The organism is Streptomyces sp. NPDC013317 (assembly GCF_055563155.1).
Genome location: NZ_JBVHDX010000015.1, coordinates 72,389 through 95,263, shown reverse-complemented (window position 1 = coordinate 95,263; position 22,875 = coordinate 72,389). Strand labels below are relative to the sequence as shown.

At 72.3% G+C, this 22,875-nt stretch carries 19 protein-coding genes and 1 pseudogene; 11 read left to right on the top strand and 9 right to left on the bottom strand.

Features of this window, described 5'->3' with window-relative positions:
- Positions 1 to 34: 34 nt before the first annotated feature.
- The 3 genes from ACZ3IJ_RS30545 (at position 35) to ACZ3IJ_RS30535 (ending at position 1,685) form a co-directional block, all read left to right on the top strand.
- Entirely contained in the window at positions 35 to 517 is a 483-nt protein-coding gene (locus ACZ3IJ_RS30545; protein WP_467473387.1) for a macro domain-containing protein, read from the top strand.
- Positions 518 to 621: 104 nt separating this feature from the next.
- The gene (locus ACZ3IJ_RS30540; protein ID WP_467473383.1) at positions 622 to 1,134 is read left to right on the top strand and encodes a hypothetical protein; all 513 of its coding nucleotides are present in this window, start codon (positions 622 to 624) and stop codon (positions 1,132 to 1,134) included.
- A gap of 92 nt (positions 1,135 to 1,226) precedes the next feature.
- Positions 1,227 to 1,685, top strand: coding sequence for an SUKH-3 domain-containing protein (locus ACZ3IJ_RS30535; protein WP_467473380.1), 459 nt, complete (start codon positions 1,227 to 1,229; stop codon positions 1,683 to 1,685).
- Positions 1,686 to 1,939: 254 nt separating this feature from the next.
- Here the strand turns inward: ACZ3IJ_RS30535 and sph are convergent, their stop codons facing one another.
- Positions 1,940 to 2,914: a sphingomyelin phosphodiesterase gene (sph, locus tag ACZ3IJ_RS30530; protein WP_467473376.1), complete on the bottom strand. Its 975-nt coding sequence runs from the start codon at positions 2,912 to 2,914 to the stop codon at positions 1,940 to 1,942.
- A gap of 174 nt (positions 2,915 to 3,088) precedes the next feature.
- Here sph and ACZ3IJ_RS30525 point away from each other — a divergent pair, with 174 nt between their 5' ends.
- Positions 3,089 to 3,577 carry a F0F1 ATP synthase subunit B family protein gene (locus tag ACZ3IJ_RS30525; RefSeq protein WP_391796730.1) on the top strand — a complete coding sequence of 163 codons (489 nt, stop codon included), beginning with the start codon at positions 3,089 to 3,091 and terminating at the stop codon, positions 3,575 to 3,577.
- A 333-nt stretch (positions 3,578 to 3,910) separates the two neighbouring features.
- On the top strand, positions 3,911 to 4,750 hold the full coding sequence (locus ACZ3IJ_RS30520; RefSeq protein ID WP_467473541.1) for an oxygenase MpaB family protein: 840 nt from the start codon (positions 3,911 to 3,913) through the stop codon (positions 4,748 to 4,750).
- Here ACZ3IJ_RS30520 and ACZ3IJ_RS30515 read toward each other — a convergent pair.
- From ACZ3IJ_RS30515 to ACZ3IJ_RS30485, 7 genes are all read right to left on the bottom strand, one after another.
- Positions 4,725 to 6,092 carry a GH1 family beta-glucosidase gene (locus tag ACZ3IJ_RS30515; RefSeq protein WP_467473374.1) on the bottom strand — a complete coding sequence of 456 codons (1,368 nt, stop codon included), beginning with the start codon at positions 6,090 to 6,092 and terminating at the stop codon, positions 4,725 to 4,727. The genes ACZ3IJ_RS30520 and ACZ3IJ_RS30515 overlap by 26 nt on opposite strands.
- A 240-nt stretch (positions 6,093 to 6,332) precedes the next feature.
- Complete coding sequence (locus ACZ3IJ_RS30510; RefSeq protein ID WP_352186210.1) at positions 6,333 to 7,172, bottom strand: carbohydrate ABC transporter permease; 840 nt, start codon at positions 7,170 to 7,172, stop codon at positions 6,333 to 6,335.
- Positions 7,169 to 8,137, bottom strand: coding sequence for a carbohydrate ABC transporter permease (locus tag ACZ3IJ_RS30505; protein ID WP_467473373.1), 969 nt, complete (start codon positions 8,135 to 8,137; stop codon positions 7,169 to 7,171). The genes ACZ3IJ_RS30510 and ACZ3IJ_RS30505 overlap by 4 nt, the downstream gene beginning before the upstream one ends.
- Before the next feature lie 130 nt (positions 8,138 to 8,267).
- Positions 8,268 to 9,575: an ABC transporter substrate-binding protein gene (locus tag ACZ3IJ_RS30500; protein ID WP_467473371.1), complete on the bottom strand. Its 1,308-nt coding sequence runs from the start codon at positions 9,573 to 9,575 to the stop codon at positions 8,268 to 8,270.
- Between the two features lie 157 nt (positions 9,576 to 9,732).
- Positions 9,733 to 10,761, bottom strand: a complete 1,029-nt coding sequence (locus ACZ3IJ_RS30495; RefSeq protein ID WP_467473369.1) for a LacI family DNA-binding transcriptional regulator — start codon at positions 10,759 to 10,761, stop codon at positions 9,733 to 9,735.
- 113 nt (positions 10,762 to 10,874) lie between these two features.
- Positions 10,875 to 11,861, bottom strand: coding sequence for a hypothetical protein (locus tag ACZ3IJ_RS30490; RefSeq protein ID WP_467473367.1), 987 nt, complete (start codon positions 11,859 to 11,861; stop codon positions 10,875 to 10,877).
- A gap of 160 nt (positions 11,862 to 12,021) precedes the next feature.
- On the bottom strand, positions 12,022 to 13,566 hold the full coding sequence (locus tag ACZ3IJ_RS30485) for a M1 family metallopeptidase (RefSeq protein WP_467473364.1): 1,545 nt from the start codon (positions 13,564 to 13,566) through the stop codon (positions 12,022 to 12,024).
- Between the two features lie 215 nt (positions 13,567 to 13,781).
- Here ACZ3IJ_RS30485 and ACZ3IJ_RS30480 point away from each other — a divergent pair, with 215 nt between their 5' ends.
- The 3 genes from ACZ3IJ_RS30480 to ACZ3IJ_RS30470 all read left to right on the top strand — a co-directional run bounded on the left by ACZ3IJ_RS30480 (position 13,782) and on the right by ACZ3IJ_RS30470 (position 18,945).
- Positions 13,782 to 15,782, top strand: coding sequence for a Xaa-Pro dipeptidyl-peptidase (locus ACZ3IJ_RS30480; RefSeq protein ID WP_467473362.1), 2,001 nt, complete (start codon positions 13,782 to 13,784; stop codon positions 15,780 to 15,782).
- On the top strand, positions 15,779 to 17,098 hold the full coding sequence (locus ACZ3IJ_RS30475) for a M14 family metallopeptidase (protein ID WP_467473360.1): 1,320 nt from the start codon (positions 15,779 to 15,781) through the stop codon (positions 17,096 to 17,098). The genes ACZ3IJ_RS30480 and ACZ3IJ_RS30475 overlap by 4 nt, the downstream gene beginning before the upstream one ends.
- Before the next feature lie 182 nt (positions 17,099 to 17,280).
- Positions 17,281 to 18,945, top strand: coding sequence for a BCCT family transporter (locus tag ACZ3IJ_RS30470; protein WP_467473358.1), 1,665 nt, complete (start codon positions 17,281 to 17,283; stop codon positions 18,943 to 18,945).
- 60 nt (positions 18,946 to 19,005) lie between these two features.
- Here ACZ3IJ_RS30470 and ACZ3IJ_RS30465 read toward each other — a convergent pair.
- Positions 19,006 to 19,963: pseudogene (locus tag ACZ3IJ_RS30465) on the bottom strand (FAD-dependent oxidoreductase).
- A gap of 128 nt (positions 19,964 to 20,091) precedes the next feature.
- Here ACZ3IJ_RS30465 and ACZ3IJ_RS30460 point away from each other — a divergent pair.
- From ACZ3IJ_RS30460 to ACZ3IJ_RS30450, 3 genes are read left to right on the top strand one after another with little or no spacing between them, the layout of a single operon-like run.
- Entirely contained in the window at positions 20,092 to 21,729 is a 1,638-nt protein-coding gene (locus ACZ3IJ_RS30460) for an ABC-F family ATP-binding cassette domain-containing protein (RefSeq protein WP_467473356.1), read from the top strand.
- Positions 21,729 to 22,457, top strand: coding sequence for a 2-phosphosulfolactate phosphatase (locus tag ACZ3IJ_RS30455; RefSeq protein ID WP_467473354.1), 729 nt, complete (start codon positions 21,729 to 21,731; stop codon positions 22,455 to 22,457). The genes ACZ3IJ_RS30460 and ACZ3IJ_RS30455 overlap by 1 nt, the downstream gene beginning before the upstream one ends.
- Positions 22,454 to 22,861 carry a hypothetical protein gene (locus ACZ3IJ_RS30450; RefSeq protein ID WP_467473352.1) on the top strand — a complete coding sequence of 136 codons (408 nt, stop codon included), beginning with the start codon at positions 22,454 to 22,456 and terminating at the stop codon, positions 22,859 to 22,861. The genes ACZ3IJ_RS30455 and ACZ3IJ_RS30450 overlap by 4 nt, the downstream gene beginning before the upstream one ends.
- Positions 22,862 to 22,875: the final 14 nt, after the last annotated feature.

Sequence of the window (22,875 nt, the reverse complement as noted above, 5' to 3'; positions counted from 1 at the left end):
GACCGATGTCGGTGGTGACCTCTACGGTGAACGCATGTCGGGGATCGTGTACGTACGGGGGGACGCCACCGCGCCGCAGGGCAAGGGCGTCAAGATCATCGCGCATGTCTGCAACGACCTGGGCGGCTGGGGCAAGGGTTTCGTCCTGGCGGTGTCACGCCGCTGGCCGGAGCCGGAGGCGGCCTACCGCCGCTGGCACCGGGAGCGCGCGCGGAACGACTTCGCGCTGGGCGCGGCCCAGTTCGTTCAGGTCGGACCGTACGTCTGGGTGGCCAACCTGGTCGGCCAGCGCGGGATGCGCGCCGGCCGGAGCGCCGGGGCGCCCGTGCGGTACGAGGCGATCGACGCGGCGCTCGGCCTGCTCGCGGGGAAGGCGGAGGAGTTGGGGGCCTCCGTGCACATGCCCCGGATCGGCTGCGGGCTGGCCGGCGGGAAGTGGTCGCTGGTGGAGCCGCTGATCACCGAGCGGCTCACGGCGCGGGGGATACCGGTCGCCGTGTACGACTTCGACGCGTAGGCGGTCGTACGGGTCCGGCCTCCGACCCGCGCGTGGTCTGGCGTGTACCTGCCGCTAGAGTCACGTGCTTGTTCGAATTCGGGGATGAATGACTGGGGAGGGTCATGTACGCGGAACTCAGGGAGACGGCAACGGAGTTGGCCGGAGTCCTGTGGCGTGAACACACCGTGTACCGGGAGCGCGGCGGTGGGGTCGTGATCCGGGGCGACCACGTCGAGCGCTGGATCAGCCTGGCCCCGACCGGTGGCAGGAACCAGGCCCGGCTGCGCGCCGGGCGCCTCCTGGACGGTGGCACCACGGCGCCGGCGCGCTCGGAGATCGTGGTCGACCTCTCCACCGGGACGGCGGAGCTGGCGGCGGTCTGTCGTCGTCTGCTCGCCGACGTCGCCGCCGCGGACCCGCCGGCCCCTTCCCGGGCCCGCACCGGACGCCCGGCCCGCACCGGACGCCCGGCCCGCGCCCAACGCCCCCGCCGCGCCGGGCGCCCGACCAAGTCCACCGGCCCCCGCCCGGCCAGAAGACGCCATACGAGCCTCGGCTCCTGGGTGGTGGTGCTCTGCGTCGCCGGGATCGTCGGGCTCTGGGCCTACTCCCAGATCCACGTGTACGGGTACTAGGCCGTGACCGGCAATCAAGAGGGCAAGGGATTCCCCGTGTGTGACGACTCCGAGACGTCGGGACCCGGCACGGCCAGAAAAGTGCGCAACGGGTGAGTGACGAGCAGAGCAGAGCGAGGGAGGAGTCCCTCGTCAGGTCGTTCGCCGCTGCCTCGCGTGTCGAGTGCGGTCCCGTGGACGTCGAGGCGGCCCGCCTGACCTACCGGGAGGCGGGTTTCGACGTCACCGACGAGCTCGTGGAGTTCCTCGGGACGTACGGCGAGACGACGGTCTTCTGGCCATCGCACGTCACCGGGGACGAGGCGTCGCTGACGATCTCCGTCGGGGAGGCCGTGGGGGCGTTCCCGGCGTACGTGCGCTCTTTCGAGAGGCGTCTGGGAATGTCCGCCCTGCCGGTGGGCATCGCCCTCTCGACCGAGGAGGTGGTTCTCCTCGCGGAGAACGGTGACATCGTCCTGGGTGGTGACGCAGGAGTTCAACGGGTCGCGCACGGGTTCGAGGAAGCCGTGCGGGCCCTGATCTCCGGCGACTGGGACATGACGTTCTTCTAGTCGCCGCAGCTCTCGAACCGTATGCCGTCGATAGCTGCCGCCGAGGCCGGACAGGTGGTGGGCGCCCCGCCCCGGCGCCCTTCGGCTACAGCGGCCCCAGCACCGCCCTCTGCGCGTCCGTACGATCTCCCCGACCCGTGAACCGTGTCATCCAGCCCAGGGTCCACTTTCAGCACACCGCCTAGGGGCGGTGACGCACTCGGCCCGCCGACGCACGGAGGCGCGGCGGGCCGAGGGGGAGCGGGTCAGGCCGTTCAGAACGCGGTGACCGGGTAGTGGTCGCTCAGGTTGGTGTACGTGTAGCGCGTGCCCCAGCTGGAGACCGTCCAGGGCGCGCTCTGCTCCAGGACCACGTTGTTCGTCCAGTTCGCCGGGCGCGCGTTGCCCGAGCGGTACAGAACGTAGTCGAGGTCCTCGCGCGGGTCGTCCGGGTAGCGCTCGGAGGCGATCGAGTTCAGCTCGGTGTCGAAGGAGTACGGGTGGCCCGTGCGGGCGTCCGCCCCGGCCAGGCCCGCGTCGGCGAGCATCGTCCCGTACTCGGGCGTCCGGGAGTCGACGTTCATGTCGCCGGCCACGATGACCTGCTCGTTCGCCGGGATGTTCTTGCCGTCGAGGAACGCGTCCATCGCCTTGAACTGCCGGCTGCGCATCTGCGCCGCCTCGCCCGCCGAGCAGCCCGGGTCCGTGGACTGGGCGTGGGTGCCCACGACGTGGACCCTGCTGCCGTTCACGTCGAGGACGGTGTAGACGAAGCCCTTGTTCGAGTACCAGTCGGCGCCGCAGGCGTCCTTGTAGACGTACTGTTCCTTGCGGACGATCGGCCACTTGCTGAGGATCGTCACGCCGCCGTCCTCCGGCGTCGTGGCCGAGTAGGCCTCGCTGGTCGCGTCCCAGCCCGTCTTGCTGCGGCCCATGACCGGCGTCTGGTACGGGTACTGGGCGGCAGAGTTCGCCTTGAGGGCGTCCGAGGAGGAGTTGTCGAAAGCCTCCTGGATCACGACGACGTCGTGGCCCTGGTAGAAGGAGGCGGCGGGTATCGCCTTGGCCCGGTGGTCCTGGCCCCAGTTCGGGTAGAGCGTCTTGCTGAAGAGGAAGGCGTTGTAGGTGAGCACCTTCAGGCGCGGGGCTTCGGCGGCCGAGGCCGACGGCGCTGCGGTGGCCAGGGTCGCGGCGGCGAGCGCCAGGGACAGGGCGGCGCCGGAGGCACGGCGGTGTGCGGCGAGCGGCACGTAAACTCCCTCAGTAGGTGGGGGGTTGGAGCGGCGCCGCACATCAAATCAGCCGTAGTTACCTTGCGGTAGCCATTGGGTGCCGGGAATCTTGCGCGGTCATGTCAGCATGAGCGGTCACCGCGAGCGGCACCCGGGGAAAGGGCGCCAGCTTCGAGCGGGTACCATGCGCGCATGACCCTCGCGCAGAATTCGACGATCTTCGACATGGACCTTGGTCCGCTCAACCCGGTCACGGCTGAGCTGATCCTCGGCGTGGTCCTGTTCGCCCTCACCTTCCTGATCCTGGCGAAGGGCATCCTGCCGAAGATCAACCGCACCCTCGCCCAGCGCGAGGACGCCATCGCCGGCGGCACCGGGCGCGCCGACGACCTGCGCGCCGAGGCCACGCGAATCCGCGAGCAGTACGAGGCCGAGCTGGCCGAGGCCCGCCACGAGGCGGCCCGCATCCGTTCCCAGGCGACCGAGGAGGGCGCGGCCGCCATCGCCGCCGCCCGCGCCGAGGGCATCCGCGAGCGCGAGGCCATCCTCGCCGCCGGCACCGAGCGCATCGCCGGCGAGCGCGCCGCCGCCGAGCGCGAGCTCTCCGCCGACGTCGACGCCTGGGCCCGCGCCCTGGCCGGCCGCATCGTCGGCGAGCCGGTCGGCGCCGACCGCGGCTGACGTACGCACGCACCACCAGATCGGGGCCGTGCCCCGGGCCTCGGCCCGGCGCACGGCCCCGGACTTTTGGGCCTTTGCCGCAGTGTCCCGACCGAGGCAGGCTGAGAACGTGAGGAGAGTGCGCACGTGACCGGACCGAAGGACGCCCGCGAGGCCGCCGAGACGGCGACCGGCACGACCGGCACGACCGGGGCGACCGGCGGGACCGGCGGGACCGGACCGAAGGACGCCCGCGAGGCCGCCGAGACGGCGACCGGCGCGACTGGTCGCCGGGCGGACTCCGATACGCCCGCGGCTCCCGCGCCGCCGCCCGTCGGCGGAGTCCTCTGGGGGATGGCGGGAGACATCCGGGGGCTGCTGATGCTGCCCGCCGCGTTCACGCTGCAGGTCGCCCACCCCGCCGTCGGCGCCGGCGTGGACCAGTACTCCGTCTTCCGCACCGACCCCTGGGGCCGTGGCGAGCGCTCGCTGCGCTCCCTGCAGCTCTGGGTGTACGGCGGCGAGGCGGCGATCGAGGAAGGCCGCCGGGTCCGGCGGATCCACCGGACCATCCAGGGAACCGACACCCGCGGCCGCCCCTACCACGCGCTCACCCCCGCCACCTACGCCTGGGTGCACGCCACCGGGTTCCCGGTGTTCCACTACGGCCGGCGCTACCTCGCCCGCCCGCTCACCGAGGCGCAGGAACGGCAGCTCTACGCCGAGTGGCTCCAGGTCGGCCGCATCCTCGGCATCCAAGACCGTGACATGCCCCCGACGATCGAGGAGTTCTGGCCGTACTACCGCACGATGCTCGCCGAGGAGGTGGAGGCCACTCCCGTCGTCCGCGAGCTGGTCGCCGCCGACCAGGAGATCCCGCCACCCGACCGAGGACCCCTGCCGCTACGGCTGCTCCTCAGGGCGCTCTGGCCGGTGATCATGCCCCGGTACACCCGGTTCCGCTCCTTCGTCACCGTCGGTCTGATGCCGCCGGACGCCCGCGAGGCCCTCGGCCTGGAGTGGACCGACGAGCAGGAGCGGCGGCTGCGCCGCTTCACCCGGGTGGTACGGGCCGTGGTGCCCGTACTCCCCGAGCGGCTGCGTTACCTGCCCCTGGCGAGCAAGGCGCGGCGGGAGGCCCGTACGAAGGCCCGGGCGAGGGTCCGGCTCACCGGGCCAGACCTCCGCGCCTGATCACCTCCGCGTACCAGCGCGCGCTGTCCTTCGGCGTACGGCGCTGGCTCGCGAAGTCCACGTGCACCATCCCGAACCGCTTGCCGTAGCCGTACGCCCACTCGAAGTTGTCCAGCAGCGACCAGAGGAAGTACCCCCGCACGTCCGCACCGTCGGCGATCGCGCGGTGTGCGGCCGCGAGATGGGCGTCGAGGTACGCCACCCGCTCCGGGTCGTGGACCTCGCCCTCCGGGTCGGCGTAGTCGTCGTATGCGGCGCCGTTCTCGGTGATCAGCAGCGGCACCTCCGGCAGCTCGTCACGGAGCCGGACGAGCAGCTCGTACAGCCCGTCCGCGTCCACCGGCCAGTCCATCGCGGTGCGCGGTCCCGGCGCCGGAACGAACCGCACCCGCTCCGGCGCGCCCGGCCAGGGCGAGGGGGACTCCGAGACGCCGGCGCCGACGACGGAGGGGGAGTAGTAGTTGATCCCCAGCGAGTCGATGGGCGTGGCGATCGCCGCCAGATCGCCGTCCCGGACGAAGGACCAGTCCGTGATTCCGGCGGTGTCCTCGACCAGATCGGCGGGGAGACGGCCGTGGAAGACCGGGTCGAGGAAGATCCGGTTGCCGACGGCGTCGATACGGCGGGCCGCGTCCTGGTCCTCGGGCGCGTCGGACAGCGGCCTGATCGCGTGGAGGTTGAGCGTCAGCGAGACCTCCGCCGAGGCGGGGACGGCCGCGCGCAGGACGCCGGCGGCGAGGCCGTGGGCCAGATTGAGGTGGTGCGCGGCGCGCAGAGCGGCCGCGTCGTCGGTGCGGCCCGGCGCGTGGACACCGGAGCCGTAGCCGAGGAAGGCGGAGCACCAGGGTTCGTTGAGGGTCGTCCAGGTGGTGACCCGGTCGCCCAGCGCCTCGGCGGCGAGCCCCGCGTACTCGGCGAAGCGCTCCGCCGTCGTACGCTCCGGCCAGCCTCCCGCGTCCTCGAGCTCCTGGGGGAGATCCCAGTGGTAGAGCGTGGCGACCGGCCGGATTCCGGCGTCGAGCAGTTCGTCGGCCAGCCCGCGGTAGAAGTCGAGGCCCTTCTGGACGGCCGGGCCGCGGCCCGTCGGCTGGATCCGGGTCCAGGAGAGGGAGAAGCGGTAGTCCGTGAGGCCCAGCTCCTTCATCAGAGCCACGTCCTCGCGCACCCGGTGGTAGTGGTCGGCGGCGATGTCACCGGTGTCGCCGTTGCGCACCTTGCCCGGCGTGCGGCTGAAGGTGTCCCAGATGGACGGGGTGCGGCCGTCCTCGGCGGCGGCGCCCTCGATCTGGTAGGCGGCTGTCGCCGCGCCCCAGCGGAAGCCGTCGGGGAAGAGAGCGTTCATGGACGGAGACCTCCAGTGAGAGGGAGACAAGGAGAGAGCTGCCCGAGTCGGCCGGCCGGCCCGTGCGGGGCGGAGGCCGGGCGGCGGTCCGGGCGGGCGAGCCCGGGCGGAGCGGGGGAGGAGCCCGGGCGGGGACGCCCGGACGGGGAGGCGCCGGACGGGGAGGCGTCGGTGGGGGAGCCCGGGCGGGGAGGCCCAGTTGGGGGAGCGCGGGTCGGGAAGCGGGGGCGGGGGAGCGCTTCAGCCCTTGACGGCACCCTGCATGATGCCGCCCACGATCTGCCGGCCCAGCAGGCCGAAGACGAGCAGCACGGGCAGCGTGCCCAGCAGGGTGCCCGCCATGATCACGGACTGGTCGTGGACATACCCGCCGCCGAGCTGGCGGAGCGCGACCTGCACGGTCGGCTCCTGCGAGGAGAGCGCGATGATCGGCCAGAAGAAGTCGTTCCACGCGGCCATGAAGGTGAGCAGCCCGAGCACGGCCATTCCGGGGCGGGCCACGGGCACCACGATCGACCAGAAGATCCGTGCCGAGGAGGCCCCGTCGACCCGGGCTGCCTCGATCAGCTCGTCCGGCAGGGCCTGGACCAGGAACTGGCGCATGAAGAACACCCCGAAGGCCGAGACGAGTCCCGGCAGGATGACCGACTGCAGCTGGTTCACCCACCCCAGTTCCGCGATCAGCATGAAGAGCGGGATCACTCCGAGCTGCGGCGGGATCATCATCGTGCCGACGGTGATCGCGAGCAGCGCGCCCCGGCCGCGGAAGCGCAGTTTGGCGAAGGCGAACCCGGCCAGCGTGCAGCAGAGCACCGTGCCGACAGTGATGGAGCCGGAGACCACGAGGGAGTTGAAGAGCGCCTTGCCGATGTCCGCCTCCTCCATCACCGCCTCGAAGTTGCGGAAGAGGTTCGGCCCGGGCAGCAGCGTCGGCGGCACCTGCGCGAGATCGGCGTTCGAACGGCTCGCGGCGACGATCGTCCAGTAGAACGGGAAGGCGGAGACGAGGACGGCGAGGATCAGGATCGCGTACGTGATCCGGCCTCCGCGGCCCGTACGGCCGGCGACACGCGTGGTCATGCCCGGCCCTCCTTCCGTGAACGGCGGCGCACGATCAGGGCGTTGACCCCGACGAGGACGAGGATGAGCAGGAACATCAGCCAGGCGATGGCGGCGGCGCGTCCGAGGTGGAAGAACCCCCAGCCCTGTTCGTACAGATAGAGACCGAGCGTCTGGTACTGGTGGGAGATGCCGCCCGATATGGACCCCTCGAAGAGCAGCGGCTCACCGAAGAGCTGGGTCGCGCCGATCGTGGAGACGACGGTGGTGAACACGATCGTGGGACGCAGACCGGGCAGGGTGACGTGGAAGAACTGCCGCCAGCGGGAAGCCCCGTCCACCTCCGCCGCCTCGTACAGCTCGGCGGGGATGGACTGCATGCCCGCCAGGTAGATCAGGGCGTTGTAGCCCGTCCAGCGCCAGATCACGATCGAGGAGACGGCGATCTGCGAGGCGAGCGTGCCGTTCTGCCAGTCGACCGGGTCGAGACCGACCAGTGAGAGACCGTAGTTGACGAGCCCGTAGTCGTGCCCGAAGAGCTGCGCGAAGACGAGGGTGGCGGCGGCGACGGAGGTCGCGTACGGCAGCAGCATCGCCGTACGGAAGAACGTCCGGCCGCGGAGCTTGTAGTTGAGCAGGTGGGCCAGGCCGAGCGCCATCGCGAGCTGCGGCACGGTGGAGAGCACACCGATCGTGAAGGTGTTGCGCAGCGCGGTCCAGAAGAACTCGTCCGTCAGCAGAGCCGCGTAGTTGCCGAAGCCGCGCCACTCCATCTCGCCGGGGGTCTGCAGCTCGACGCGGTAGAGCGAGACGAAGGCGGTGTAGATCAGCGGGAAGAGACCGAACGCCGCGAACAGGGTGAAGAAGGGGGCGAGATAGGCGTACGGAACGAGGGCGGACCGTCTGCGGCGGCGGGCCGGTCCGGAGGACCGGGCCGACGACGGCGGTACGGGCGCCTTCGTCGGCCCGGAGGCGGTCAGGGTCACGGTGCGGCCCTTCGGGTCGGATGAACGGGTGCGGTGCGCCGCGCTGCGGCGGCTTCCCCGGCGGGCGGGGCGGTGGGGGGTCGGGGGGTGTGGGGCCTCGGGCGTTCCGGGCCCACACCCCCCACCGGTGTCAGCCGACGGCGTTCTCGACGCCCTTCCGGGCGTTGGACCACGCCTTGTCGGGCGAGGTCCCCTTGCGCTCCACCTCGCTCAGCGCGTTGGTGATCTGGTCGGCGACGTTCTTGTCGTGGACCCCGAGCACCTGGACCGGCGCGGCCTTGGCCGCGTCCCCGAAGATCTGGCCGATCGGCGCACCCGAGAAGTACGGGTCCGTCGCCGTCGCGACCTTGGCGATGGCACCCGTGGACGAGGGGAAGTTCCCCTGCTTGGTGAAGAGCGTGGCCTGCTGCTCGGGGGCGGTGAGCCACTTGATCAGCTCGTACGCCTCCTTCTTGTGCTTCGCCGCACGCGGTACGGAGAGATACGAACCGCCCCAGTTGCCGGCGCCGCCGGGCAGCTTGGCGACGTCCCACTTGCCCTTGCCGGCGTCACCGGCCTGGCCCTTGATGTAGCCCAGCATCCACGCGGGGCAGGGAAGTGTCGCGAAGGAACCGGTCGAGAACGCCTGGTTCCACTGCGGCGACCACTGGTCGAGCTTGGCGCTGAGCCCCTCCTGGGCGGCCTTGGCCGAGGTGTCCCACGCGTTCTTCACGGCGGGGCTTTCGGCGTAGACGAGCTTCCCGGAGGCGTCGTAGTACCGCTCCTTCTCCTGGCCGATCATGACCGCGTACAGGCTGCCGACGCTGTCCACCCAGGCGCTCTTGGCCGGGGCCTTGGCCTTGTACTGCTCGCCGAGCGCCAGGTAACCGTCCCAGGTGGACCACTTCTGTGCCAGCTCGGCGCGGTCCGTGGGAAGGCCGGCCTGCTTGAACAGGTCCGTGCGGTAGCACATGGCCTCCGGGCCGACGTCCGTGCCGAGCCCCAGGACCTTGCCGTCCTTGGTGGTCGCGGCGGACCACTTGGCCTCCGCGAACTCGCCCTTGAGCGCGTCCGCGCCGTACTTCGTCAGGTCCTCGAACTTGTCCGACTGCTGCTGGGTGACGGAGGCGATCCGGCCGACCTCGATGCCCTGGACGTCGGCGAGCCCGCCCCCGCCGGCGAGCCGGGTCTGGAGCGACTTCCAGTAGTCCTGCTCGTCCTCGGTGTCGGACTGCTTGATCGTCACGTTGGGGTGCAGCTTCTCGTACGCGGCGTAGAGCCCGGCCTCCTTGTAGCCGAACGAGCCGAAGAGGTCGACGGTGATCGTGACCTTTCCGCCCGCGCTGTCGGAGGAGCCGTCGGATCCCCCGGATCCGCAGGCGGCGAGCAGGGCCCCGGTGAGAACGACCGCGCCGATCCGTACGGCGGCGGTCGTTCTGGCGGCTCGGGCAGTGGGCATGTAAGGCCTCCGTCTTGAGAGCGCTCTCAGGAATGCGTCTGGAGCGTGCCTGCCGGGGTGGGTTCCCGTCAAGAGTCGAACGCGTAACAGCTCGGACTACGCCCGGACTTGTTCACCCGCTTCAGGAGCCGTAGACGGCGGAACCCTGGTCGGCGGGTCAGGCGGAGTCCCGGCGGACGAGCTGCGTCTCGGTGATCACCGGCTCCGCGACCCCCGTGCCGTCGAGCGTCCGCATCAGCAGCCGCACCATCAACCGGCCCATTCCCTCGATGTCCTGACGGACCGTCGTCAGAGGAGGGTCGGTCGTCCCGGCCACCGGGAGCACGTCGTCGAAGCCGACGAGCGCCACGTCCTGCGGGACCCGCCGGCCGTGCTCGCGCAGGACGCGCAGCGCGCCCGACGCCATCAGGTCGTTGGCGGCGAAGACGGCGTCCAGATCAGGGCGGCGGCGCAGCAGTTCGGTCATCGCGCGCGCGCCGCTCTCCTCCGTGAACGCACCCTCGGCCACCAGGTCCGCGTCGGCGTCGGGCAGTTCGTCCCGGTATCCGTCGAGCCGGTCGAGTGCCGAGGTCTGGTCGCGCGGCCCGGTGATGTGCGCGATGCTCCGGCGGCCGAGCGAACGGAGATGGCGCACGGCGGTGCGGGCGCCCCCGCGGTTGTCGCAGTCGACGTACGGGACGGACGGCTCGTCCGCGGGTCCCGTCCAGCCGGGCCGCCCGCCGAAGACCGTGGGCACCTGCGCGCGCCGGACGATCTCCGGGAGCTGGTCGTCGTTGTGGAGCGAGAAGGCGAGCGCCCCGTCGACATGGCCGCCGCCGAGGTAACGCGCGATCCGCTCGTGATCGCCCGGGCCCTCCACCCAGAGCAGGACCAACTGGGCGTCGTGAGCGGTCAGTTCGCGGCTGATGCCACGCACCTGCTGCTCGAAGAAGGGGTCGGAGAAGATCCGGAACTCGGGCTCCGCGATGATCACGGCTACGGCGCCGTTGCGCCGCGTCACCAGGGTCCGCGCGGCGTGGTTGGGCACGTACCCGAGCTCCTCGACGGCCTCGCGCACCTTCTCCGCGAGCGCCTCCCGCACTCCCGCCCCGCCGTTGACGACGCGGGACACCGTCGCCCGGGACACCCCGGCGCGCGCGGCGACGGCTTCCAGGGTCGGGCGCGTCCCGGTCGTCGTTTCGCTCAAGGCTGGCTCCCCACGGGCATGGTGGTACGACAGTGCTGACAGCGTCGAGGGTAACGCCTGGTCGGGCGGGCCAGGACGGAGGGGAAGGCGCCCTCGGCCACCCGGGAGCGCGCTCAGCGGCCGGATCGCAGGACGTCCACGCTCGGCAGCCCCCGGTGACGGTGGTGGGCATCGGCGATGCCCGCGAGAGACGGGCGGCCGAGTTCCCGGTAGGCCGCGGTGAGCAGCTCGTGGGCGTACGCCTCGTGCTCCGCGCGGCCGTACGAGGCCCAGTGCAGGTCCCGGCCCAGTGCCAGGGCCTCTGCCGGATCGCCGCCGTCCACTCGCCGCAGGGCCTCGTCACGGGCCTCCCGGACCGCCTCGGCGTCGTCGAAGAGCTTCTCCATGGCGGACCCGAAGCGGTACGCGTCGGCAGCGCCCAGCGGCGGACGGTCCAGCGCCGTCGCCCCGGAGACCAGGGCCCCGGCGCCGTCCATGGTCGTGATCCGGGCGGTGTCGACGGGCCGTCGGCGGAACACGTACGCCTCGGAGTAGGCGAGTCCGGTCTCCGTACGCTCCCCGGTCTCGAAGCCGGTCAGCGCCGTCCGCAGGTGCCCGAGATCGTCGAGGCGTGCCAGCTCGTCCTCGTCCCCGTCGGCCGCGTAGTCGGCGAGATCGCGCTGCGCCGCCTCGGTCCGGGCCCGGACGGCCTCCAGCGGGGTGCGGTGCCATCGCTGGATCTGGTCGCCGTCGTGGGTGTAGTACGAGGCGACCCCGTCGCACACGCGCCCGTCGTCGGACCAGAGGCCGAAGTGCAGGCCGTCGGAACCCCCGTGCAGGAAGGTGAGGAACTCCGGCGGATCGCGGTAGTACCGCCCGTGCACCCGGATGTCGAGGCCCTCCCGGGGGAGCTCCGACGGCTCGGCGAACAGGTCCGTCACGCCGGACGGGGAGAGCTCCAGGTCGTTCAGCGCGCGCCGTTCGACGGGGCCGAGTGCGGCGAGGAAGTCCGTGAACCGGAAGAAGGAGTCGGGCAGTTCGAGCCCCCACTCCGCTTCGATCCGCCGCGCGACGGCCTCCCGTACCGCCGGATCCCCGTACCGCTCCGCCTGCACCGCCACCGTCCGCTCCCGCCTGCCGTATCCGTACGGCCGACGAGCCTATCCGGAGCGAGGGGCGCGCCCCGCCCCCGGAACGGGGGTGGGACGCGCCCGCGCGCACTCAGTGCTCGCACTCGGCCCGCGCGCTCAGTGCTCGTGGTCAGCGCCTGTGGTCAGCGCGTCAGTGCTCGTGGATCGTGTTCGTCTCCGCGATCTTCTTCCACGACCTCGGCCGCACCGGCTCGGACGCGGCAGCAGCCGAGGAGGCGGCCGAGGAAGCCGCCGCGGGCCCCGCGGCGGCCGACCGCGCCGACGCCCCCGTCCCGCCCGCCGTCGACGTGGCCGGCTTGACCGGCTGGTAGAGCCAGGTGTCGAAGAGCTCGGCCAAGGGCTTGCCCGAGACCCGCTCGGCGTACGCGACGAAGTCGGCGACCTTGGCGTTGCCGTACCGGAACTCCGTCGGCCAGCCCTTCAGGACGGCGAAGAAGTCCTCGTCGCCGATCTCGTTGCGCAGCGCCTGGAGCGCCAGCGCGCCCCGGTCGTACACGGCGATGTGGAACTGGTTGTCGGGCCCGGGGTCGCCCGGCTTGACGGTCCAGAAGGGGTCCTCCGCCGTGCGCGTCGCGTAGACGTAGTCCGCCAGCTCCTGGGCGGTGCCCTCGCCTTCCTTCTCCGACCACAGCCACTGGCTGTAGCGGGCGAAGCCCTCGTTGACCCAGATGTCCTTCCAGTGGTCGACCGAGACGCTGTCGCCGTACCACTGGTGCGCCAGCTCGTGGACGACCACCGACACGTTCGCCCCGTTGGCGAACTGCCGGGGGCTGTAGAACGGCCGGGTCTGCGTCTCCAGGGCGTAGCCGCTGGTCACGTTGGGGACGTAGCCGCCGAGCGCGTTGAAGGGGTACGGCCCGAAGATCTCCTCCAGCCACTCGGTGACCTCGGCCGTGCGCTCGATCGACGCCCGCGCCGCGCCAGCGTTGTCGCCGAGGTCCTTGCTGTAGGCGTTGAGGACCGGGAGTCCGTTGGCCGTGGTGTCGGTGGTGATGTCGAACCTCCCCACCGCAAGCGTGGCCAGATACGTCGCCTGCGGCTTGTTCGACCGCCAGTTGTAGCGCGTCCAGCCGAGCCGCGAGGACTGCGACTGCAGCACGCCGTTGCTGATCGCCTGTGTGCCGTCCGGCACGGCCACCGAGACGTCGAAGGTCGCCTTGTCCAGGGGGTGGTCGTTGGACGGGAACCACCAGGCGGCCGAGTCCGGCTCCTGGGCGGCCACACCGCCGTCGGGGGTGCGGTGCCAGGCGGTCCAGCCGCCGATCTTCACCTCGGAGGGCTTGCCCGCGTACCGCACGACGACCGAGACCGTACGGTTCTTCTCCAGCGGGGTCGCCGGGGTGATCACCAGCTCCTGCTCGCCGCTCCTGGCGAACCGTGCCTTCCTGCCGTTCACCCGCACCTCGCTGACCTCCAGGCCGAGGTCGAGGTTGAAGCGGGAGAGGTTCTGCTTCGTGGTGGCGACGATCGTCGCCGTGCCTTCCAGGAGGTCGGTCGCGGGCTGGTAGGTCAGCCTCAGGTCGTAGTGGGAGACGTCGTAGCCGCCGTTGCCACTGGCCGGGTAGTAGGGGTCGCCGATGCCCGACGCGCCGGGAACGTAGTCGGCGGCCGATGCCGGGATCGCCAGCAGGAGAGAGGCCGCGAGCGCGCTCGGAACGACAAGTCTGCGGTGCACGAGAGCTCCAAGTCGGTAAGGGGGAAAGGGTAAGGCGTCCGAAGGGTGTTCGGTCCTTAGCGACGCTATTCAGCCCCCGACGCCCCGTCACGTCCAGAGGACCTCCTTTCACACGATCGCCATTCGGCCGAAATGAACCCTCGCGTCGCAGGCGGCCCGTCCGGCCCCCGACGGCCCTCTTTTGCACGGGAGTTGACGGGAGTACGTTCCGCCCCATGGCGATACGTGTGCGGAGAACCCGCGGAGTCCGTCTGTCGTGCAGAACCCTGGCCGTGGCCGCCACGGCCGCCCTGATGTCCGCCCTCGTCTCCCCGGCCGGTGCCACGACCCAGGCGACCGCCTCAGGGGTACGGGAGTCCCGGCCGGTCTACTCCTACGGCGATGCCGTCCGGGAGTCCGTCTGGGTGGACACGGGTCTCGACGGCGACGGCGACGGCCGCACCGACCGGGTCGCCGCCGACATCGTCCGCCCCCGCGAGACCGCGGCGGCCGGCCGGAAGATCCCGGTCATCATGGACGCGAGCCCCTACTACGCCTGCTGCGGCCGGGGCAACGAGAGCCAGAAGAAGACCTACGACGCCGCCGGCGACCCCGTGCAGTTCCCGCTCTTCTACGACAACTACTTCGTGCCGCGCGGCTACGCGTTCGTCGCCGTCGACCTCGCCGGCACCAACCGTTCCGACGGCTGCGACGACGTCGGCGGCCGCTCCGACGTCCGATCCGCGAAGGCGGTCGTCGACTGGCTGAACGGCCGCGCCCGCGGCTACACCACCCGCACCGGCTCCGAACGGGCCCGCGCCACCACCTGGTCCACCGGCAAGGTCGGCATGATCGGCAAGAGCTGGGACGGCACCATCGCCAACGGCGTCGCCGCGACCGGTGTGGAGGGCCTGGAGACGATCGTCCCGATCGGCGCGATCTCCTCCTGGTACGACTACTTCCACTCCCAGGGTGCCCCGCTCTACGACGCCAACCCCAGCTGGCTCTCCGAGTACGTCAACAGCCCCGATGCGCAGGGGCGTTGCGGCGGGGTCCAGGACCGCATCACCGCCGCCACCCCGTACAGCGGCGACTGGACCCCCGCCTGGAGCGAGCGCGACCACGTCGCGGACGCCGGGAAGGTGCGGGCGAGCGTCTTCGTGGTGCACGGGCAGCAGGACCTCAACGTCCGCGCCAACCAGTTCGGCCAGTGGTGGGACGCCCTCGCCGCCCGCGGTGTCGAACGCAAGATCTGGCTCTCCCAGACCGGTCACGTCGACCCCTTCGACTTCCGGCGCGCCGAATGGGTCCGCACCCTGCACCGCTGGTTCGACCACTACCTCCTCGGTCTCGACAACGGCATCGACCGCGAGCCGATGGCGGACATCGAGCGGGCGCCGGACCGCTGGACCACCGACCGCGTCTGGCCGCCGCGCGCCACCGAGCCCACCACCCTGCGCCCCGGCACCGGCCCGGTGCCCGGTGTGGGGACACTGACCCGTATCCCCGCCGCCGCCGGCGCCACGGAGACCTTCACGGACGACCCCACCCTGGGTGAGACCGACTGGGCCGCGCGGATCGACGAACCCACCCCCGCCAAAGCCGGGTTCACCACGCGTCCGCTCACCCGCGACCTGCGCCTCTCCGGATCCTCCACGGTGACCGTCACGGCCACCCCGACCACCACGACCGCGCACCTGACCGCCGTTCTCGTCGACCTCGGCCCCGACACCATCAGGGACTACGCCGCGCCGGGTGAGGGCATCACCACCCTCGCCCGGCGGTCCTGCTGGGGTGCGAGCACGAGCGGGGACAGCGCCTGTTTCAAGGAGACCGAGGCCCGCACGGCGGACGTCGGCTTCACCGTCGTCAGCCGCGGCTGGGCCGACCTGGGCACCTGGGCCGATCCGCGCAGGGGCCGGCCGCTGACCCCCGGCACCGCCTACACGATCACGCTGAAGCTGGCGGCCACGGACCACGTCGTACCGGCCGGCCACCGGCTCGCCCTGATCGTCGGCGGCACGGACCGGGACCTCCTCGACCCCCCGTCCACCACGCCGGACCTCACCCTCGACCTCACCCGTACGTGGGCGAGACTGCCCCTCGTCGGCGGCGCCTCGGCCTTCGCCCGGGCGACGGCCGGTAGCGTCGACGCACGCTCGGCACAGGCCGGGCAGCCGCTCACCGGTGTCGGGCCCGCGCGGTCGGACATCCCTGTCCCGGGTGAGGCCCGATGACCCGCACGCCGAGCCGCCGCTCCCGACGCACGACCGTCCTCGTGTCGGGGGTCGCCGCCGTCGCCCTCCCGCTCGTCGCCGTGCCCGCCGAGGCGGCCGGCGGCGCGGCCCCCGCTCCACCCCCACGGACCGGCTTCGAGCTGAGCCAGGGGGCGCGGTGGACCACGGAACGGCAGGAGGCCGACTTCCTCGCCGCCGTCGACCGCGGCAGTGGCCGCGTCGCCGTGCGGACCGTCGGGACGACGAAGCAGGGGCGCCCGATCAGGCTCGCCACGGTCGGCGCCCCCGGCCCCGGCGCGGCCCGCACCACCGTGCTCCTCGTCTGCTCCCAGCACGGTGACGAACCGTCGGGCCGGGAGGCCTGCCTCACCAGGCTGCGCGACCTGGCGTACGCCCGGGACGCCGAGACCCTCCGCTTCCTCTCCCGTACGACCGTCCTCGTCGTCCCCACCGCCAACCCCGACGGGCGCGAGGCGGACACCCGGGGCAACGCCGACGGGATCGACGTCAACCGCGACCACATCGCCCTGGAGACCTCCGAGGGCCGTGCCCTGGCCGCCCTGATCCGGGACCGGCGCCCCGAGCTGATCTACGACCTGCACGAGTACGACGGCACCTCGCCGTACTACGACAAGGACCTGCTCGCCCTCTGGCCGCGCAACCTCAACGCCGACGCCGAAGTGCACGACGAGGCCCGCGCCCTGTCGGAGTCCTACGTCCGGCCGTCGGCCGGGCTCGCCGGCTTCAGCAGCGGGATCTACGGCATCTGGACCGATCCCCTGACCGGGCGGCCGGTGAAGCAGGTGGCCGGTGACGGTCAGGAGCGCATCCTGCGCAACACGGCCGGCGTCAAGCACTCCGTGGGGCTGCTCGTGGAGACCCGGATCGAGCCCCTGACCGACGCCGAGAAGGAGGACGTCGCCCGCAGCCAGCGCCGCCGCGTCACCACCCAACTCAGCGCGCTGAAGGGCGCCTTCGCCTACGTGGAGGAGCGGCGCGACCGTCTCGGCGCGACGACGGCGCTGGCGCGCCACACCGGATTCGCCGACCGGGGTCCGGTGCTGCTCGGCGGCGCCGACAACGACCCGGCCGAGCCCGCGGAGATCCTGCAGGACCCGCCCTGCGGCTACCGCCTGGACGCCTCGCAGTACGCCGAGTTCGGCGACGAGCTGGCGCTGCACGGGGTCACGGTCCGCAGGGCGGGCGGCGGGGCGTTCGTACCGCTGCGCCAGTCGCAGCGGGCCCTGGTCCCGCTGCTGCTCGACGGCCGGGCCGCCTACCGGCTCACCACCGGAGAGCCGGTGGAGGTCTGTTGATCGGCTGAGTTGGTCCCCGAACTGGCGCGTCACCTGTGGTACTGCCTTACGGAGCGAGTTGAGTTTGTCCCGTAATGCCGTGAAAGGTGCCACCTGTGTCGCAGGAAGAACAGAGAGCGGGCGAACCCCGGGGCGGCGGAGGCCGGGGCGGGGGCCGGGGCGGGGGCCGTGAGGGGCGGCCGGTGACGGCGGCCCTCCCGCGCCACCCCGGTCACGAACCCGAGGCACGGACCGACTGGGTCGTGTTCGGTGTCACCGCCGTCCTCACCGTCGCCTTCGTGGTCTGGGGCGCCACCGCCACGGACAGCCTGGAGAGCGTCTCCAGCAAGCTCCTCGACGGCCTGATCCGCAACTGGGGATGGGCGTTCATGCTCGCCGCCTCCGGTTTCGTCGTCTTCGCGCTGTGGCTCGCCATCAGCCGGTACGGGCGGATCACGCTGGGCCACGAGACCGAGGGGCCGGAGTTCCGGACCGTGTCGTGGATCGCGATGATGTTCAGCGCGGGCATGGGCATCGGCCTGATGTTCTACGGCGTGAGCGAGCCGCTCGCCCACTACGGCACCCCGCCGCCCGGTACGAGCCCCGCCGACTCGGCGGAGCGGATGCAGGTCGCCATGGCGACCACCCTCTTCCACTGGACGCTCCACCCCTGGGCGATCTACGCCGTCGTGGGGCTCGCGATCGCGTACTCCACGTTCCGGCGCCGCCGCCGGCAGACCATCAGCGCCGTCTTCGTGCCGCTGATCGGCAAGAAGGCGGCCAACGGCGGACCGGGCCGGGTCATCGACATCCTGGCCATCTTCGCCACCCTCTTCGGGTCGGCCGCCTCGCTGGGCCTCGGCGCCCTCCAGATCGGCAGCGGAGTGGAGGAGTTGGGCTGGCTGGAGACGACCGGCACCGGGCTGCTCGTCGGCATCATCGCCGTCCTGACCGTGGCGTTCGTGCTGTCCGCCGTCTCGGGTGTCGAGAAGGGCATCCAGTGGCTCTCCAACACCAACATGGTGCTCGCCCTGGTGCTCGCCGTCTTCGTCTTCGTGGCCGGCCCGACCATCGTCGTACTCGACCTGCTGCCCACCTCGATCGCCGCCTACATCGGCGACCTGCCGCAGCTGATCGGCCGCACCGAGGTCACGGGCGGGGAGGACGTCCACGACTGGCTGGGGAGCTGGACCGTCTTCTACTGGGCCTGGTGGATCTCCTGGACGCCCTTCGTCGGCATGTTCATCGCCCGCATCAGCAAGGGCCGGACGATCCGCCAGTTCGTCGGCGGGGTCATCCTCGTCCCGAGCACGGTGAGCCTCGTCTGGTTCGCCATCTTCGGCGGCTCGGCGATGAAGCTGAGCGAACGCGGCCTGCTCGGGGACGAGACGACCCCCGAGGGCCAACTATTCGGCCTTCTGCAGGAGTTCCCCCTCACCGGCACGATGAGTCTGCTCGTGATGATCCTCGTCGGCATCTTCTTCGTGTCGGGCGCGGACGCCGCCTCGATCGTCATGGGCACCCTCTCGCAGCGCGGCTCCTTCGAACCGACCCGTCCCGTCGTCGTCTTCTGGGGTGTGGTGACCGGCGCGGTCGCCGCCATCATGCTCCTCATCGGAGACGGCCAGGGCGACGCGCTCGCGGGCCTCCAGAACCTCACGATCCTGGTGGCGGCGCCGTTCGTCCTCGTGATGATCGGCATGTGCGTGGCGCTCATGCGGGACCTGCGGCACGACCCGCTGATCGTCCGGGGCGAGGTGGGCGAGGAGGTCGTCGAACTCGCCGTGATCGCGGGCCACGAGAGGTACGACGGAGACTTCGAGCTGCGGATCGGGCCGGGCGCGGGGACGCCGGGGGACGCACCCTGATCCGGACCCGCCGGCTCCGGCTCGGTCCTGGACCGAGCCGGAGCGCCCGCTCGTCGGCCGTCAGCCGACGGCCAGCTCCGCCGCCCGCCGGGCGCATCCCCAAGCGACGGTCACGCCCGCGCCGCCGTGGCCGTAGTTGTGGACGAGACGTCCGCCGCCCGCCAGGGGCTCCGCCGTGATCCGTACCCCGCCCGACCGCGCCGGCCGCAGGCCCCACCCGGTGCCCGAGCACCCGCGCGCCCGCGATCTCGGGCCGCACACGGGCGCACCGCGCCACGATCGCCGCCGCCGTCGCCGGATCGGGATCCGGCCGCTCGTCGTCCTCCTGCGCCGTTCCGCCCAGGATCAGCCGCCCCGGCTGCGGGAAGAGGTACGTCGTCTCGCTCGACGCCGCGTCGGCCGCCGTGAACCACTCCTCGATCCCCGGGTTCTCCACGACCACCAACTGCCCCCGCACCGGCCGCATCCGCGCGTCGGGCACGAGCTCCCTGGCGGCCAGACCCGTGCAGTCCACCACCACCCGCGCCGCCCGGGCCGCCTCGGTGAACCCGGTCACCGTGCGGCGCTCCACGACCACGCCCGCCGCCTCCGAACGGCCGCACAGCCAGGCCAGATGGACGGGCATGTCGATCAGCGGCAGCCGCGCCGCGAGACCCGTTGCGTACGGCCCCGGCACTTCGCCGGACGCCAGCTGCCGGAGCCCCGGGACCTCGCTCGCCCAGTCGCCCAGGTCCTCGAGGACCATGTCCGCGTGGACGCCGGCCACGATCCGCACGCCCGTCGCCGCCGAGTCGCCCGCGAGCTTCTCGTACACCCGGAGCGACTCCAGGGACCAGCCGGCCACCTCGTCGGCCGGCTCGATCCGGTACGGCCACCACAGCGCCCCCGCCACCGCGGAGGTCGTCCCCGTCACCGCGTCCCGCGACCACACCCGTACCCGAAGGCCACGCTCCGCCAGCGTCAGGGCGGTCGTCAGACCGATGACCCCGCCGCCCACCACGATCACGTCGTCGCTCATGAACGGACGCTACCCCGGCCCCGGCGTCGCGCACCCCGCGCGGGAGACGCCCCGGTGGCCCGCACCGCCGGGGGTGTGCTGGTCGTCCCGGGACCTCCCCCGAGCGGTGGCATACGATTCGTCTCCTGATGACTGCCACTCTCGTCGCCAAGGACCTCGCCGCCGGCCACGGCGAACGCTCACTCTTCGCCGGCCTCGACCTCGTCGTCGCCCCCGGCGACGTCATCGGCCTCGTCGGCGTCAACGGCGCCGGCAAGTCGACGCTGCTGCGGCTGCTCGCCGGACTCGACACCCCCGAGGACGGAGAGCTGAAGCTCTCGCCCCCCACCGCCACCGTCGGCCACCTCCCGCAGGAGCCGGAGCGGCGCGAGGGGGAGACGATCCGGGACTTCCTGGCCCGCCGGACGGGCGTCGCGGCCGCGCAGACCGCCATGGACGAGGCCACCCAGGGCCTGGTCGACGGGACGCCCGGCGCCGACGACGCGTACGCCGTGAGCCTGGAGCGCTGGCTCGGCCTCGGTGGCGCCGACCTCGACGAGCGGGCCGAGGAGGTCGCCGACTCCCTCGGCCTGACCGTCGGCCTCGACCAGCCGATGACCTCGCTCTCCGGCGGCCAGGCCGCCCGCGCCGGTCTCGCCTCCCTCCTCCTCTCCCGGTACGACGTCTTCCTGCTCGACGAACCCACCAACGACCTCGACCTCGACGGTCTGGAACGGCTCGAGGCCTTCGTCCAGGGACTGCGCGCCGGGACGGTCGTCATCAGCCACGACCGCGAGTTCCTCACCCGCACGGTCACCAAGGTCCTCGAACTCGACCTCGCCCAGCAGCAGATCACGCTCTACGGCGGCGGCTACGAGGCCTACCTGGAGGAGCGGGACACCGCCCGGCGGCACGCCCGCGAGGAGTTCGAGGAGTACTCCGACAAGAAGTCCGCCCTCGAAGGCCGCGCGCTGATGCAGCGGAACTGGATGGACAAGGGCGTGCGCAACGCGCGCCGCAAGGCCTCCGACAACGACAAGATCGGCCGGAAGCTCCGCGGTGAGTCGAGCGAGAAGCAGGCCGCGAAGGCCCGCCAGACACAGCGGATGATCGAGCGGCTCGACGTGGTCGAGGAGCCCCGCAAGGAGTGGGAGCTGCGGATGGAGATCGCCTCCGCCCCGCGTTCCGGCTCGGTCGTGGCGACCCTGCGCGAGGCCGAGGTCCGGCGCGGCGACTTCCGCTTCGGGCCCGCCACCCTCCAGATCGACTGGGCCGACCGGGTCGCGATCACCGGCGCGAACGGCGCGGGCAAGTCGACGCTGCTCGCCGCGCTCCTCGGCCGCCTGGCGCTCGACGCGGGGGACGCGGTGCTGGGCTCGGGCGTCGTGGTCGGCGAGGTCGACCAGGCCCGCAAGCTCTTCCACGGTTCCGAGTCCCTGCTCGACGCGTTCTGCGCCGCCGTCCCCGAGACGGAGCCCGCCGAGGTACGGACCCTGCTGGCGAAGTTCGGCCTCAGGGCCGACCACGTCCTGCGCCCCGCCACCACGCTCTCCCCGGGTGAGCGGACGCGGGCCGCGCTCGCCCTTCTCCAGGGCAGGGGCGTCAACCTCCTCGTCCTCGACGAGCCGACGAACCACCTGGACCTGCCGGCCATCGAGCAGCTGGAGTCCGCTCTCGACTCCTACACCGGCACGCTCCTCCTGGTGACCCACGACCGGCGCATGCTGGACGCGGTCCGCACCACCCGGCGCATCGAGGTCGCCGCCGGCAAGGTGACCGAACTCTGATGGGGGTGGCCTTCGGCTGGGGCCCCACGGAGGCCGCCGCCCTCGCCCGCGACGCCGCCTGCCTGGTCGTCGTCGACGTCCTCTCGTTCACGACCTCGGTCGGCGTGGCGGTGGAGTCCGGCACCGCCGTCTTCCCGTACCGCTGGAGGGACGAGACGGCGGTGACGTACGCGGCCGGGCTCGACGCGGCGCTGGCCGTCGGCCGGAGCGAGGCGTCGCCCCGGACGCCCTGGACCCTCTCCCCGGCCGCCCTGCGGGCGGCCCCGCCCACCCCTCGCCTGGTCCTGCCGTCCCCGAACGGCTCCACGATCTCCGCGCAGGCGGGAGAGGCCACCGTGGTCGCCGCGGCGCTGCGCAACCGGACGGCGGTCGCCCGCTGGCTCGCCCGGCACGGGTACGGTTCCGAGTCCCGCCCCCTCGCCGTCGTCGCCTCGGGCGAACGGTGGCCGGACGGCTCCCTGCGCCCGGCCCTGGAGGACCTCCTCGGCGCGGGCGGAGTGATCTCGGCCCTCCGCGCGCTCGGCCCGTACGCCCTCACGCCCGAGGCACGGGCGGCGGCGACGCTCTGGGAGGCGACGGACGATCCCGTGGCGGAGCTGCACCGCTGCGATTCCGGGCGTGAACTGTACGAGTACGGCTATCCGCAGGACGTCGCGGTGGCCGCCGAGGCCGACACCTCGGAGACGGTCCCCGTCCTGAGGGACGGCGCATTCCAGGAGACACCATGACCGACCTGCTGACCCGCCTCACCGAGATGCTGGACGACCTCGACTCCGACGTCGACGAGACCATCGACCTCGCGGACGAGATCGCCGCCTCGGGTGACGCGGCGCTGCTCCCGCGCCTCCAGGCCGAACTGGACCGCGCCCTCGTCGAGCGCAACGCCTACGCGCGCGAGCTCCTCGGCGGCGTCCTCGCCGCGATCGGCGGCCCGGACGCGCTCCCGGCGCTGCTGCGGGCCTCGTCCGTCGACCTCGGCGACGACCAGGACTCCCTGGCGGCGGAGATCGTCGACCTGGTCCAGGCCGACCCGCAGCGCTCCCGGGCCCTGCTCGAGCCCTTGACGCAGGACGACGACCTCACGGTCGCCCACCGCGCGGAATGGGCCCTGCGCTTCCTCCCGAACAACTGACCCGCACCGGCGCC